Consider the following 13,501-nt stretch of genomic DNA (forward strand, 5'->3'; position numbering starts at 1 on the left):
TCAACAGAGCCTAGTCCTTTGCCGGACAAATCAGCTATATCGACAACTGGCATCGTGCATTGCAGTGGCAGGCTCGCGGTGACGGGGTACACTGCGCCAGCCACGGCAATGCCTGCTGGTCTCGGACAGACTTTCCTGCCTCTTTCAACCCCAACTCAACGACAAGCGAGCTTTATGGATCACGCCATCACTACCCGCCTGCACAGCGCTCTGGCACAGATCAATGGTCTGATTCTGGGCAAGAAGACGCAGATCGAACTGGCGGTTGCCTGTCTTCTGGCGCGTGGTCACCTGCTGATCGAAGACGTGCCCGGCGTGGGCAAGACAACGCTGGCCCACACACTGGCCGCAACACTGGGCCTGGCGTTTCAGCGCGTGCAGTTCACCAGCGACATGCTGCCTGCCGACCTGATCGGCGTGTCGATTTACGAGCGGCCCACCGGGGAATTCCGCTTTCATCCCGGCCCGATTTTCAATCAGGTGATACTTGCCGACGAAATCAACCGGGCAACGCCGAAAACCCAGTCTGCCTTGCTTGAAGCGATGGAAGAGCGGCAGGTAACTCAAGATGGCGTTACCCGGCCCTTGCCGGACCCGTTCTTTGTGATTGCCACCCAGAACCCGGCCCATCAAATTGGCACGTTTCCGTTGCCAGAATCACAACTCGACCGGTTTCTGATGCGGATCACCCTTGGATATCCCGATCCAGCGGCCGAGCGGGCCATGCTGATGGGCGAAGATCGCCGCGAGTTGCTGCAGCGCCTGGCGCCAGCGTTGACGCCCAGCGATCTGGGCGCTTTACAGGCAGAAGTACGCAAGGTGCATGTGGCACCCGCGCTGGTGGATTATCTGCAAGCCTTGATCCACGCCAGCCGCGAATCGGCTGAATTCGTCAATGGGCTGTCGCCGCGTGCCGCATTGGGCCTGCTGATGGTGGCACGCGCCTGGGCGCTGCTGGCGGGCCGGCATGCCGTGTTGCCGGATGACATCCAGGCGGTGTTTCCCGGCGTGGCGACCCACCGCCTGCTGGCGCGTGGCAGCAATCGTCCGCAACCCGAACTAGTCGCCAAGCTATTGTCCGATGTCGCGATTCCGTGAGTCCTTCAAGCGCTTGCGCCAGAGCTGGTTTGTCCGGCGGCACAAGCGCATTGCCCTGGCTATCCGGCTTGAGCAGCGACGGGTGTATATCTTTCTGACACGTCCCGGCATCGCCTTTTGCCTGATCCTGCTGGCCATGCTTGGCGGTTCGGTCAATTACGATCTGTCGCTGGGCTACATTCTGGTATTCCTGCTCGGCTCCATGACCTTGGTGTCGATTTTTCATACCTTTCGCAATCTGCTCAATCTGTCGCTGCAGCCAGGGCGTTGCGATCCGGCCTTTGTGGGCGAAGCCGCACGCTTTGAAGTGCTGGTCGAGAACAGTGGCAATCTGGTCCGTCGCAACGTGCAACTGATATACGAAGAGGGCATGCCGGTCGCGGCGGATATCGAAGCGAATAGCCGCAGCGCGCTCTGGATGACTTTGCCGGCTCAGCAACGAGGCTGGCTGGTGCCGCCACGGCTGACGGTCTATACCGCGTATCCGCTCGGGCTGTTCCGGGCGTGGTCGTATTGCTGGTTTGATCAGCGCTGTCTGGTCTATCCACGGCCCGAGCTGTACCCACCGGAGTTGCCCGACCCCGGCGAAGGGGATGGGCCCGGCGCCCACACTCGTGCCGGGCATGATGACTTCGCCGGCCTACGCCAGCACACCCCGTCCGATTCCCCCCGCCATATCGCCTGGAAGGCCGCTGCCCGCGATGAAACGCTGCTGCTGACCAAGCAGTGGAGCGGGGAGGTCGCACTTTCCCTGTGGCTGGAGTGGGACATGACGGGTGACGATCTTGATGTCGAAGCCCGTTTGTCCCGCCTGACCGCCTGGGTACTGGATGCCGAGGCGCGTGAACTGACTTTCGGCCTGCGCCTGCCCGGCAAGGTGATCGAGCCGGACCGGGGCGGTAATCACCTGAATGCCTGTCTGGCCGCCTTGGCCCTGTATGGGGTGAAGTCATGAGGGAAGGGGAAATCCAGCTCAACCGGGCGAATCTCGCCAGCCTGATTGCGGTGCTGGCATTGTTGATTGTCCCGCATGGCGACCATCTGCCCTGGTGGCTGATCGGTGTGCTGGGCCTGCTGTTTAGCTGGCGCCTGTTTCTGATCTCGATTCAAGGACGGCTGCCACCAAGCTGGCTGCTGCTGCCGTTTACCGTCAGCCTGATCATTGGCGTCTATGTCGAGTTCAAGACGCTGTTCGGCCGCACGGGGGGCGTCGCACTCCTCTCGGTGTTGATCGGGCTCAAATTGATGGAGACGCGAGGGCGGCGTGATGCCTTGCTGCTGGTATTCCTGGGTTACTTTCTGGTCGTCACCAACTTTCTGTTTTCGCAATCGTTTGCCATGGCGGTGTATCTGCTGCTGATTGTGACCGTGATCACGGCATTGCTGGTGGGCTGGAACAGTGTTGGCTGGAACCGGTTGGAGGGTTTCTCGCCGCTGACGCATCTGGTCACCGCCGGCAAATTGTTGCTGCAGGCGGTGCCGCTGATGGTGTTGCTGTTTGTGTTCTTTCCTCGAATCGAAGGCCCCTTGTGGCGGCTGCCGCAAGATCGGAGCAGTGCCAAGGGTGGGCTGGCCGATAGCATGTCTCCCGGTAGTTTCAGCAACCTGTCACAGAGCGATGAAGTCGCCTTTCGCGTTGAATTCCTGGGGACGGTGCCGCCCCATGGCGCGCTGTATTGGCGCGGTCCGGTATTCGAGCAGTACGACGGCACAACCTGGAGTCAGATTCCTCTGGGTAGCGAACCGCCAGCACCGGTCGAAGGGATAGGCCCGGCGGTGCAGTATCAGTTGACGCTGGAACCCCATCAGCGCCCCTGGCTGCTAGCCCTGGATGCCCCGGCGCAGAGTCCTGGCAATGGCCGGATCTCTGACCGCATGCAGGCCGTAGCGAATGGCCCGGTGGTCAAGCGTGATCGTTATGCGCTGGCCTCTTGGCTCGACTACCGGATGGGCAAGCAGCAGGCAACACTGATGTTGCAACGCTCCCTGCTATTGCCGCGTGGCAACCCGAAAGCCAGGGCTTTGGCGGCCGGCTGGAAGGCACTGCCTCCGGCACAGCGCGTGACGGCGGCGCTGGCTTACTACGATAGCCAGCCCTTTACCTATACCTTGCAGCCACCGCTCTATCAGGGCGACGCGATCGACCGCTTTTTGTTTGAAGGACGGCAGGGGTTTTGCGAACACTATGCAGGCAGCTTTGTGTTTCTGATGCGGGCGGCTGGTGTGCCGGCGCGGGTGGTGGGCGGTTATCAGGGGGGCGAACTCAATCCAGCCGGCAATTATCTGATCGTGCGTCAGGCCGATGCACATGCCTGGGCCGAAGTCTGGCTGGAAGGGCGCGGCTGGCAGCGGATTGACCCCACGGCGACGGTGGCGCCAGACCGCGTTGATCTGGGCCTCGCACGTTCAGTGGCACAGTCGGAGTCGCTACCGATGATGGTACGGGTGGATGCCAACTGGCTACGCGGTGTCCGCCTCGGCCTGGATGCGGCGGTGAATGCCTGGAACCAGTGGATCATCGGCTACACCCCCGATCAGCAAATGAAGCTGCTGCGTCAGCTGGGCATCAGCAATCTGGCCTCTTATCAATTCGTTGCCTGGTTTTTGGGCATGATCATGGCCATGACGCTGCCGTTGGCGGCATGGTTACTCTGGCATTTGCGTGGGCCAAACCCGCCACCCGAAGTCAAAGCCTGGCGCAGCTTCTGCCACAAGCTGGAAAAAGCCGGGGTCGAGGTTCGTCCTTCCGAACCACCGCTGGCGCTTTCCCAGCGGGCCTGTGCGGCGTTGCCGGAGCATGCAGAGGCTATTGCCACGATTATCGGGCAATATCTGGCCCTGCGTTATCTGGGCGAAGCATCAGCAGAGGGCATTGTGCAGCTCAAGCAGCAGATTGCCGCCTTCAAGCCTCGCCGAACCTGAGCGCATTCCCACCAAACCTGAAAAACTTATTCAACCAACGGGGGCAGCATTGAAGATTCCGAGAGCAACCATGGTCACCCTGGGCGTGGCCGACCTTGACCGTGCCACGCGTTTTTACGAAGCGGTGCTACGTACACCAGCTAATTGCCAGCACGACGGCATCCGCTTTTTCGAAATGCCCGGTATCTGGCTCAGCCTATACCCACGCGACAAGCTGGCGGAGGATATTTCGCCAACGCTGGATGCGACGCCAGCGGCCTTCAGTGGCATGACCATCGCGTACAACGCCCGTAGTCAGGAGGAAGTCAGCGCCATCATGCAAACGGTCAGCCTGGCTGGCGGGCGCATTGCCAAGCCGGAACAAGAGACATTCTGGGGCGGCTTCAGCGGCTATTTTGCTGATCCGGATGGCTATTACTGGGAGGTGGCCTGGGGGCCGATGTTTGAGTTCGACTCGCAAGGTGGGCTGTTGCCGGCGCCTTTGTCGGGCGAATAAAAAAGAGCGAGGCGGTTGATGCCGCCTCGCTCAATGGCTACTGCGCAGAGCCTGTATGCGTCTGTGCCACGTCAGCCCGATGTCCGGGCTGCGGGGATCAGTAAACGCGGATGATCCGATCCTGCTTGCCAACCGTCAGCGGCTGGCTCTTCTTCAGAAATGCTTCAAAGGCGTCGAGATCTTGCGCGCCACCCAGACGGTTCTGGCCCTGTTTGAAAGCCTTGAAGCCATCCCCTCCATCCGCCAGGAAGGCGTTGGCGGTTACACGGTAGCTGGCCTTGGGGTCGATCGGCTTGCCGTTGAGCTTGATCGACGTGATTTCCACACGCTCGCCAGCCGGCTTGCGGTCGTCGTATTCGTAGCTGAAGCCAGCCGATACCTGCAGGATGCGGGGCTGGGGCTGGTTCAGCCACTGTTGTTCCAGAATCTGGTCGATCTGCTCGCCGGTCAGGCTCATGGTAACCAGGCTGTTGCCAAACGGCTGGACGGTGAAGGTCTGGCCGTAGGTCACATCGCCATTTTCCAGCGGTACCAGATCGGCACGGATGCCTCCGATGTTCATGAAAGCGATGACTGCGTTGCCGGTGTCGGCTGTTGCGGTGGCGGCCAGTTGTCCATCGGCAATCACGTCACCCAGAGGCGCTTCGCCGGCGGCGTTAGGCTTGCGCGAGATACCTCCTGCGACCACCTTGCCGATCACCCGGTTTTCCTGCACGGCGGCCAGCGGGCTGTAGTGGCTGATCAGCGCCGTCTGCACAGCATCTTTGGCCCCCTTCGGGTCTACTACCAGATTGGTGGCTTTCTTCTTGATGATGTCGCGGCTGACGGGGTCCAGCTCCAGATCAATGTCGGTCAGCATCTGGCCGTACTGGAAGGCGCTGGTGACCGGAATGCCGTTGATCGCGCAGTTGTATGGCTGATGGGTATGGCCGCTGATCACAAAGTCAACCGACTTGTCGAGCTTGTTGACGATATCGACGATCGCGCCGGAGATGCCCTTGCAGTCATTCAGAACGCCAGTCTGGAAGCCACCTTCGTGCACGACAACGATGATCGCCTCAATGCCCTTGGCTTTGAGCTCGGGGATCAGCTTGTTGACGGTTTCTGCTTCGTCGAGGAATTCCAGACCTTCCACGCCCTTGGGCGCCACGATGCCAGGTGTACCTTTGAGCGTCATGCCGATGAAAGCGACCGGGATGCCATCGTAGGTTTTGACTTCATAAGCGGGGAACAGGGTGTTGCCGGTGCTCTTGTCCACCACGTTAGCGGCCAGGAAGCGGAATTTGGCGCCTTCGAACTTGCCGGTCTGACCCTTGCAGCTGTTCGGGTCGGTTGGGTGGCAGCCGCCGACCTGCATCCGGGTCAGCTCTTTATGGCCGTCGTCGAATTCATGGTTGCCAACCGCGTTGATATCAAGGCCCAGCAGGTTCATGGCTTCGATCGTCGGCTCGTCATGAAACAAGGCAGAGAGCAGCGGGCTGGCGTTGATCAGGTCACCGGCTGAAACCACCACGCTGTGGGGGGTCTTGGCACGCAATTCCTTAACCTTGGCCGACATCAGCTCAATGCCACCACCGGGAACGGTGATGATTTTTGCTTCATCCGCCGGGTCATGTACTTTCACCATGCCGGTCGGCTGCTTCAGGTTGCCGTGGAAGTCGTTGAAGGCGATGACCTTGAGCGGAACCGGGTTCGTGGAACCGCCTGTGGTGGCACAACCGGCCAGCAAGGCAGCGCTCAGGGTGGTCAGGGCGAAAAGCGGAATGGTCTTCATGGAAAAGCTCCGGCTAGTAGATAGCAACCGACAACGGCAAGAATCCGGGCACCGCAAGCGCGGGGCGATCTGGAGGCCATAACCATCGCTTTCCTCGAAGGGGCGACGGCAGTGACTAGCCTTGGCAGACCGGCCTTTATTGTGATTTTTTCCTGGCGTTTGCGAAGCAACTGGGCTATGCGCTTCGCGGCAAAGGGCGGCAGCATATAGCGAGCGTGCAGCTTTGACTACCGCTTATTGTCAAAGGCGGGTTGGAAACCGGTAGGTAGGGAGATTTTTGGTAAGGGTTTTCCCTAGGTTGGGCGCGATCTGCCGGCCTGCCAGCCCTGCCGACTTAGGTCGATTGCACTGTGGTAAGCGCGAGACAACTGGTAGCGGCAGGTGAGGGTCATCGTCATCAATCGAAATGCCTGCCGAGCTGATGGATCCGGACTGATGAAGTTTGAATGTGGCTGGCGTCGCCCCAGCCGCAATTCGTGCCGTTTTCGCTGTTGGGCTCTGTTGATATTTTGTTTCTGGTCGCCCTGCCCCAAAACTCGGCCCGGCGCGACCGGAAACAAACGTCAACAGAGCCTAAAACATCCATTGCCTTGATCAATCAGTTGGGAGCGGCTTTCATGGCTGAGAGCAAGGTGCTGAAGTTGTAGCGCCACATGGCGAGGTAGTTGGGGGCGCTTTCCGATGGGCTGGAGAGCGCGTCGGAATACAGCCGGCTGCCCACGCTGGCGCCGGTTTCGCGGCTGATCTGCTCAATCAGTTTGGGATTGGAGATGTTCTCGACAAAGACGGTTTTGACCTTCTCCTGGCGGATCTGCCGGATTAGCCGGGCTACCGAGCCGGCTGAGGCGTCAGACTCGGTGCTCATGCCTTGTGCTGCCAGAAACTGGATGCCAAAGCGACGGCCCAAATAGGCAAAGGCATCGTGAGAGGTAATGATCTTGCGTCGGCTGGCCGGTACTTTGGCGATTTCCTGAGTGGCCCACTGTTCCAGTTCCTGCAGCTTCTGGTCGTAGGCGGAAGCGCGCTGTTGGTAGTAGGCGCCATTGGCCGGGTCGGCCTTGCTGAGCCCATCGGCGATATTGACGACGTAACGCCGGGTGACGCTCAGATCCTGCCAGGCATGCGGGTCGAATTCATGGCCGGCGTGGCCCGCATGGTCATGGCTGGACTCCGACTTGAGTGGGGTGATGCCCTGGCTGGCGACGACTACCAGCCCGCCAAATCGACTGGCCTTGATCAAGCGCTCCATCCAGCCTTCGAACCCCAAACCATTCACTACCATGACCTTGGCACCGGCAACGGTCTTGAGGTGAGTGGGGGCTGGTTGAAAGACGTGGGCGTCAGCATCCGCACCGACCAGGGTTTTCACGGCGACGCGGTCGCCCCCGACCTGCCGAACCAGATCGCCAAGAACGCTGAAGCTGGCGACAACCGGCATGGGTTCGGCTGCGAAGGCGGATGGGAGGATCAGGCCGGCGAGGGCTGCGAGGAGTGATTTCATGGTGTCGGTCTGGGTCTTATGGTGTTGTTGGAGGTACTTCGTCTGCAGTGGCGGCAGCGCGGCTAGCCGGCTGAGCCTAGGGCAGCTGATCGGGCAGCACATTGCGATGCCTGCGCTGGCCGGGTCAACGTTCGAGGTGGCGGCTGCGCAACCAGCGCCAGACCAGCCCACCTTCGCGCCCTGCCAGCAGCGACAAGGCATAAGCGATGCCTGCTGACAGCACAATCGCCGGGCCGGAGGGAAGGTCGGCGTGGTAGGACACCAATAAGCCGCAGTAGCTGGAACCCAGCGCGATCCCAACGGCGACGCCGATCAAGCCTCCCAGCGAACGTGCCCACAGGCGCGCCGTTGCGGCGGGGAGCATCATCAAGCCGACGGCCATCAGGGTGCCCAGTGCCTGAAAGCCGGCAACCAGATTCAGTACCACCAGAACCAGAAACGCCAGATGGGCGAAGGTACCGCCGCCGCCATTGGCTCGCAGGAAGTCGGGGTCGAAGCTCTCGACCACCAGTGGCCGATAGAGCAGGGCCAGCGCAATCACGGTGATGCTGGATACGACGGCCAGAAACAGCAGGGCGGTGCTATCGACCGCCAGCACGCTGCCAAACAGGATGTGCATGAGATCGACGTTATTGCCCCACTTGGAGACCAGCAGCACGCCACTGGCCAAAGACACCAGATAGAAGGCGGCGAAGCTCGCGTCTTCTTTGAGTCGCGTTCCTCGGCTGACCAGCCCGGCCGCGAGAATCACCACGATGCCGGCGATGAGCCCGCCAATGCTCATGGCGGTCAGCGACAGGCCATACAGGATGAAGGCGATGGCGGCTCCGGGCAGGATGGCGTGGCTCATGGCATCGCCGACCAGACTCATGCGCCGGAGTACCAGAAACAGACCGATGGGGGCGCAACCCAGGGCGAGCGCCAGGCAGCCGACCAGTGCATGCCGCATGAAGGCGAATTCGTCAAAGGGTTGCCACAAAAGCTGATAGAGCATTGCTTGTTTTCTGTCTGATGAGGTTGGGGGAATGCGGGCGGATGCCCGCTTCAGCGAACGGCCGGAGCGGCCTCGGGTGCCGGGTCGTCGCGGTGGCAGACCGGTGCCCGCTCATCCCAGGCTTGGGCCATGGCATTGGCGCGTGCCAGGTTGTGGGGGGTGAGTACGCTGTCGGTGGCTCCCCAGGCAATCACTTCCTTGGCCAACAGCAAGGTATGGGCAAAATGGCTTCTTACCTGCTCGAAGTCATGGAGCACGGCAATGATCGTCCGGCCTTCCTGCCGCCAGCGGTCGATCACGGCGAGCAGATCGGCCGTGGTCTTGCTATCGAGCGCGGTAAACGGCTCGTCGAGCAGGATGACCGGGGCGTCTTGCAGCAGGATGCGGGCAAACAACACGCGTTGGAATTGGCCGGCGGACAACTCATCGACATTCCGGCTCTCGAAACCGGCCAGGCCGACGGCTTCCAGCGCATGCTCGGCTTGATGGCGAGCACGGTGACTGACTTTGCCGAACCAGCCTGAACCATGCCAGTGACCCAGCTGGACGCAATCGGCCACCGAGAGCGGAAAGCTACGGTCGATGGCGGCCTGTTGCGGTAGATAGGCAATGTCGCGCCGGGTGCGTTGGCCGAAATCCACCCGGCCATGATTGGGTTTGAGCAAACCTACCAGCGCCTTCATCAGGGTGCTTTTGCCTGCGCCATTCGGGCCGACCAGCGCCGTGGCCTCGCCTTGGGCGAATTCCCCACTGGCGTGATGAACAACCGGGTGGCGGTGGTAGGTCAGGGTCAGATTTTCGATGCGTAAGGGGCTGGTCATGCCTCACCTTTCAGTGCCCACCAGACGGCCAGCCATAGCATGGCGACAAAGGGCAGTACCCGGAGCAGACGGTCCCAGGCCGAACGGGCCAGCAGGGAGGGCTTGCTCATGCTTCACCTGCCTGTTCCACCTGCTGGCAATTGGCACAAATGCCTTTTATTTCAATGTCCTGCTGTGACAGGCGAAAGCCCAGTCGCGCTGCATCTTCGGCTAGCCGCTCGGCCCAGCTTTCATCGGAGAGTTCGTGTACGCCCCGGCAGCGGTCGCAAATCAGCATCAGCCCGTGGTGATGGGTGTGATCCAGCTCGCGACAGGCGACAAAGGCATTGAGCGAACCCAGCTTGTGTGCGAGGCCGACGTTCAGCAGAAAATCGAGTGCCCGGTAGACCGTGGGGGGGGCCGCCGTTGGCTTGCGCTTTTGCAGTTCGGCCAGCAGCTCGTAGGCTTTGATCGAGCCATCGTGGGCCAGCAGCAAGGAGAGAACCTCCCGCCGCAGATCGGTCAGTTTTTCCCCGCGCTGCAGACACCAGTTGGCGGCAGCATCGAGTTCGTGTTCGAGATTGGTTTCGGTATTCATGGGACTGTGAGGCTTTCTATTGTTATATTATAACAAAACATTTCAATGCAGCCAGTTGCTTGATTCGATGCGCCATTCCGGCCGATAGGCGGGTGTCTTGCTGGCGGCGTTTCTGTCGAATGTCCGTCGAACCCCGTAATTATGAAAACTTTGGCGTTTTTTGCTGGATTGGATTGCGGGCGGAGTGCACAGAGCCTAGTGAAACTCGCGGGAGCGGGGGCTCAGATCGCCCAGCAGCGGAGTGGCATCGACCAGACGGCGAGCGAGCAAATGCACGACGTCGCCTTCCCGCTGGACAACGCCGTAAACCAGCATCAACCGTGATTCGAGCAGTTCGCGGCGTTGTCGATTCACCAGATCGCTCCAGACGATGACGTTGATGCTGCCGGTTTCGTCTTCCAGCGTGACAAATACCACGCCTTGGGCGGTGCCTGGTCTTTGCCGGCTGATGACGAGCCCGCCAGCTCTGGCCAGGCGGCCATTGGGCATGGTGCTGAGGGCCGTGGCGGTTACCAGCTTGCGCGTTGAGAGCTGTGGCCGCAGCAGGGAGATGGGATGTGCGCGTAGCGACAGGCCGACACTGTGATAATCGGCCGTGATGGCTTCGCCCAGCTCCGGTGCGGGCAGCGCCAGACTGTCGTCGATCGGCGCGGTGTCGAGCAGATCGTTATGGCGGGTCAGGCCGCTGACATCCCACCAGGCTTCCCGCCGGTTGCCTGAGAGCGCATGCAGGGCATCGGCAGTGGCCAGCGTGGCCAGCGTGGCCAGGGTGGAGGCGTCCAGTCGGGCCAACTGTGCCAGCTGTGCCGGACTCCGGTAGCCACCGGCCGGGCGCGCCGCTGCGATGCGCTGCCCGGCTGCTGTGCCGAGCCCCTCCACCAGTCGCAAGCCCAGACGCAAGGCAGGACCATTGGTTCCGTCTTCGAGCGTGCATTGCCAGTGACTGGCCTGAACATCAATGGGGCGGACTTCGACGCCATGTCGCTGTGCATCTTGTACCAGCTGGGCCGGGGCATAGAAGCCCATGGGCTGGGCATTGAGCAGTGCGCAGCAGAACGCGGCCGGTTCATGCCGTTTGAGCCAGGCCGAGCTGTAGACCAGCAGGGCGAAAGAGGCCGCGTGAGATTCCGGGAAGCCATATTCCGAGAATCCTTCGATCTGGCGGAAGATGCGGTCGGCAAAGTCCTGGCTGTAACCCCGTTCGAGCATGCCGCTGGTCAGGCGTGCCCGAAACGGTTCGAGCTTGCCGGTGCGGCGCCAGGCCGCCATGGAGCGCCGTAGCTGATCAGCCTCCCCCCCGCTGAAGCCTGCCGCAACAATGGCAATCTGCATGACCTGTTCCTGAAAAATCGGCACCCCCAGCGTGCGTTGCAAGACGTTTTTGACTGCTTCACTCGGGTAATCCACCTCTTCCAGCCCCTGCCGCCGCCGTAGATAGGGATGCACCATGCCACCCTGAATCGGCCCCGGCCGGACGATAGCGACCTCAATCACCAGATCATAGAAATGCTTGGGTTTGAGCCGTGGCAGCATCGACATCTGCGCGCGTGATTCGATCTGGAAGACGCCGATACTGTCGGCCCGGCCCAGCATGTCATATACCGCAGGATCTTCAGCGGGGATGTCGGTCAGCCCGAAGGGCTTGCCGTAACGGGCTGATACCAGCTGCAGCGACTCACGCAATGCGGTCAGCATGCCCAGTGCCAGAACGTCGATCTTGAGCATGCCGATGATGTCGAGATCATCCTTGTCCCACTGGATAACGGTGCGATCAGTCATGCTGGCGTTCTCGATCGGCACCTGGCGGCTCAGCGGTCCGTGCGAGATCACGAAGCCGCCCACATGCTGCGACAGATGGCGCGGAAAGCCGATCAGTTGGTTGACCAGTTGCAACAGCCACTGCACGGGCCGGCTGTCCGGGTCGCAGCCCGCATCGGCCAGTCGTGCCGGCAGATCATCGCGCTTGTCCCACCAGGCCAGGATGCTGGAAAGCCGATGCAGCTGCTCTTCATCAAAGCCCAGTGCGCGTCCAACGTCGCGCAGGGCACTGCGGGGCCGGTAGCGGATGACCGTGGCGGTCAGGGCGGCACGGTCGCGCCCGTACTTCTGATAGATGTACTGGATGACTTCTTCTCGCCGGCTATGCTCGAAATCGACATCAATATCAGGGGGCTCGTTGCGCTCTTTCGATAAGAAACGCTCGAACAGCATCTCGGTTCGGGCCGGATCGACGGCGGTAATGCCCAGTGCGTAGCAGACGGCCGAGTTGGCGGCCGAGCCCCGTCCCTGACACAGAATGCCTTGCCGGCGTGCCCAGCTGACGATGTCGTACACCGTCAGGAAGTAGGCTTCATAAGCGAGACTGCTGATCAGATCCAGCTCGCGGGCCACCATTTGCTGGACTTTGAGTGGCACCTGGCCGGGATAACGGCCGTGCAATCCGCTATGGACTTCTCGTGCCAGATACGAGGCGGGTGTCAAACCCGGCGGGACCAGTTCTTGCGGGTACTGATAGCGCAGGCTATCGAGGCTGAACTGGCAACGCTCAGCGACCCGCATGGTCTCTTCCAGCCACGCAGCCGGATAGAGCTGCGCCAGTCTGAGCCGTTGCCGTAAATGACGCTCTCCATTGGCATGCAAGGCGTAGCCGCACTCGGCCACAGGTTGGCCGAGCCGGATGGCTGTCAGGGTATCGTGCAGCGGACGGCGCGACCGTCGATGCATCTCGACGCCACCAGCCGCTACCACGGCTAAGCCAGTCTGCTGTGATAGCTGATGCAGGTGCGCCAGCCATTCCAGATCATCAGCATGGCCGTGCTGTTCGGCGGCGATCCACAACCGGCCGGAAAAATGCTGGGCCAGCCACTCGGCATCGGCTTGCCAAGTGGCCGGCGATGGGATCGGACCTCGTTCTGGCAGCCACAATGCCAGCAAATGCCGGCTGAAGTGTTGCAGATCGGCCCGCTGCAGGTGGTATTGGCCTTTGTCGGCCGCACGGCGCCCCAGGGTCAGCAGCTCGGAGAGGTCGCCATAGGCCGATAGATCGGGTGCCAGGACTACCAGATGTGGTCCGTCGGCCAGTGTGATATCGGCGCCGATCAACAGCTTGAAGCCGATGGCTTTGGCGGCCTCATGGGCTCTGACGACGCCTGCCAGTGAGCCTTGGTCAGTCAAGGCCAGGGCCCCGTAACCCAGCTCTGCGGCTCGCTCGACCAGCTCGGCCGGATGCGAGGCACCGCGCAGGAAGCTGAAATTACTGAAGCAATGCAGTTCGGCGTAAGCGGGCAGCATGAGTTGCCTATCGAGTCGGTTAAAGAA

At 61.2% G+C, this 13,501-nt stretch carries 10 protein-coding genes; 4 read left to right on the top strand and 6 right to left on the bottom strand.

Annotated elements, in window-relative coordinates:
- Positions 1–174: 174 nt before the first annotated feature.
- The 4 genes from PZA18_RS06215 (at position 175) to PZA18_RS06230 (ending at position 4,516) form a co-directional block, all read left to right on the top strand.
- A complete protein-coding gene (locus tag PZA18_RS06215; RefSeq protein ID WP_308447335.1) occupies positions 175–1,098 on the top strand; it encodes an AAA family ATPase in 924 nt (307 codons plus the stop codon).
- The gene (locus tag PZA18_RS06220; RefSeq protein ID WP_284099938.1) at positions 1,082–2,053 is read left to right on the top strand and encodes a DUF58 domain-containing protein; all 972 of its coding nucleotides are present in this window, start codon (positions 1,082–1,084) and stop codon (positions 2,051–2,053) included. The genes PZA18_RS06215 and PZA18_RS06220 overlap by 17 nt, the downstream gene beginning before the upstream one ends.
- The gene (locus PZA18_RS06225) at positions 2,050–4,020 is read left to right on the top strand and encodes a transglutaminase TgpA family protein (RefSeq protein WP_284099939.1); all 1,971 of its coding nucleotides are present in this window, start codon (positions 2,050–2,052) and stop codon (positions 4,018–4,020) included. The genes PZA18_RS06220 and PZA18_RS06225 overlap by 4 nt, the downstream gene beginning before the upstream one ends.
- A gap of 70 nt (positions 4,021–4,090) precedes the next feature.
- Positions 4,091–4,516 (top strand): VOC family protein, encoded by a 426-nt coding sequence (locus tag PZA18_RS06230; protein WP_284099940.1) that lies wholly within the window; start codon positions 4,091–4,093, stop codon positions 4,514–4,516.
- Between the two features lie 97 nt (positions 4,517–4,613).
- Here PZA18_RS06230 and PZA18_RS06235 read toward each other — a convergent pair whose 3' ends face one another.
- From PZA18_RS06235 to PZA18_RS06260, 6 genes are all read right to left on the bottom strand, one after another.
- Positions 4,614–6,290 (bottom strand): bifunctional metallophosphatase/5'-nucleotidase, encoded by a 1,677-nt coding sequence (locus PZA18_RS06235; protein WP_284099941.1) that lies wholly within the window; start codon positions 6,288–6,290, stop codon positions 4,614–4,616.
- 598 nt (positions 6,291–6,888) lie between these two features.
- A complete protein-coding gene (locus PZA18_RS06240; RefSeq protein WP_284099942.1) occupies positions 6,889–7,791 on the bottom strand; it encodes a metal ABC transporter substrate-binding protein in 903 nt (300 codons plus the stop codon).
- A gap of 124 nt (positions 7,792–7,915) precedes the next feature.
- Complete coding sequence (locus PZA18_RS06245) at positions 7,916–8,785, bottom strand: metal ABC transporter permease (protein WP_284099943.1); 870 nt, start codon at positions 8,783–8,785, stop codon at positions 7,916–7,918.
- A gap of 50 nt (positions 8,786–8,835) precedes the next feature.
- Complete coding sequence (gene aztA, locus PZA18_RS06250) at positions 8,836–9,606, bottom strand: zinc ABC transporter ATP-binding protein AztA (RefSeq protein WP_284099944.1); 771 nt, start codon at positions 9,604–9,606, stop codon at positions 8,836–8,838.
- Positions 9,607–9,712: 106 nt separating this feature from the next.
- Positions 9,713–10,183, bottom strand: coding sequence for a transcriptional repressor (locus PZA18_RS06255; RefSeq protein WP_284099945.1), 471 nt, complete (start codon positions 10,181–10,183; stop codon positions 9,713–9,715).
- Positions 10,184–10,378: 195 nt separating this feature from the next.
- A complete protein-coding gene (locus PZA18_RS06260) occupies positions 10,379–13,474 on the bottom strand; it encodes an error-prone DNA polymerase (protein WP_284099946.1) in 3,096 nt (1,031 codons plus the stop codon).
- Positions 13,475–13,501 lie beyond the last annotated feature (27 nt).

Source organism: Parachitinimonas caeni, from assembly GCF_030129945.1.
Lineage (GTDB): Bacteria > Pseudomonadota > Gammaproteobacteria > Burkholderiales > Chitinimonadaceae > Parachitinimonas > Parachitinimonas caeni.

Coding starts and splice junctions, on each gene's coding strand:
- PZA18_RS06230 (WP_284099940.1), top strand. CDS start 4,091: ATGGTCACCCTGGGCGTGGCCGACCTTGACCGTGCCACGCGTTTTTAC.
- PZA18_RS06255 (WP_284099945.1), bottom strand. CDS start 10,183: ATGAATACCGAAACCAATCTCGAACACGAACTCGATGCTGCCGCCAAC.
- PZA18_RS06215 (WP_308447335.1), top strand. CDS start 175: ATGGATCACGCCATCACTACCCGCCTGCACAGCGCTCTGGCACAGATC.
- PZA18_RS06240 (WP_284099942.1), bottom strand. CDS start 7,791: ATGAAATCACTCCTCGCAGCCCTCGCCGGCCTGATCCTCCCATCCGCC.
- aztA (WP_284099944.1), bottom strand. CDS start 9,606: ATGACCAGCCCCTTACGCATCGAAAATCTGACCCTGACCTACCACCGC.
- PZA18_RS06235 (WP_284099941.1), bottom strand. CDS start 6,290: ATGAAGACCATTCCGCTTTTCGCCCTGACCACCCTGAGCGCTGCCTTG.
- PZA18_RS06260 (WP_284099946.1), bottom strand. CDS start 13,474: ATGCTGCCCGCTTACGCCGAACTGCATTGCTTCAGTAATTTCAGCTTC.
- PZA18_RS06245 (WP_284099943.1), bottom strand. CDS start 8,785: ATGCTCTATCAGCTTTTGTGGCAACCCTTTGACGAATTCGCCTTCATG.
- PZA18_RS06225 (WP_284099939.1), top strand. CDS start 2,050: ATGAGGGAAGGGGAAATCCAGCTCAACCGGGCGAATCTCGCCAGCCTG.
- PZA18_RS06220 (WP_284099938.1), top strand. CDS start 1,082: ATGTCGCGATTCCGTGAGTCCTTCAAGCGCTTGCGCCAGAGCTGGTTT.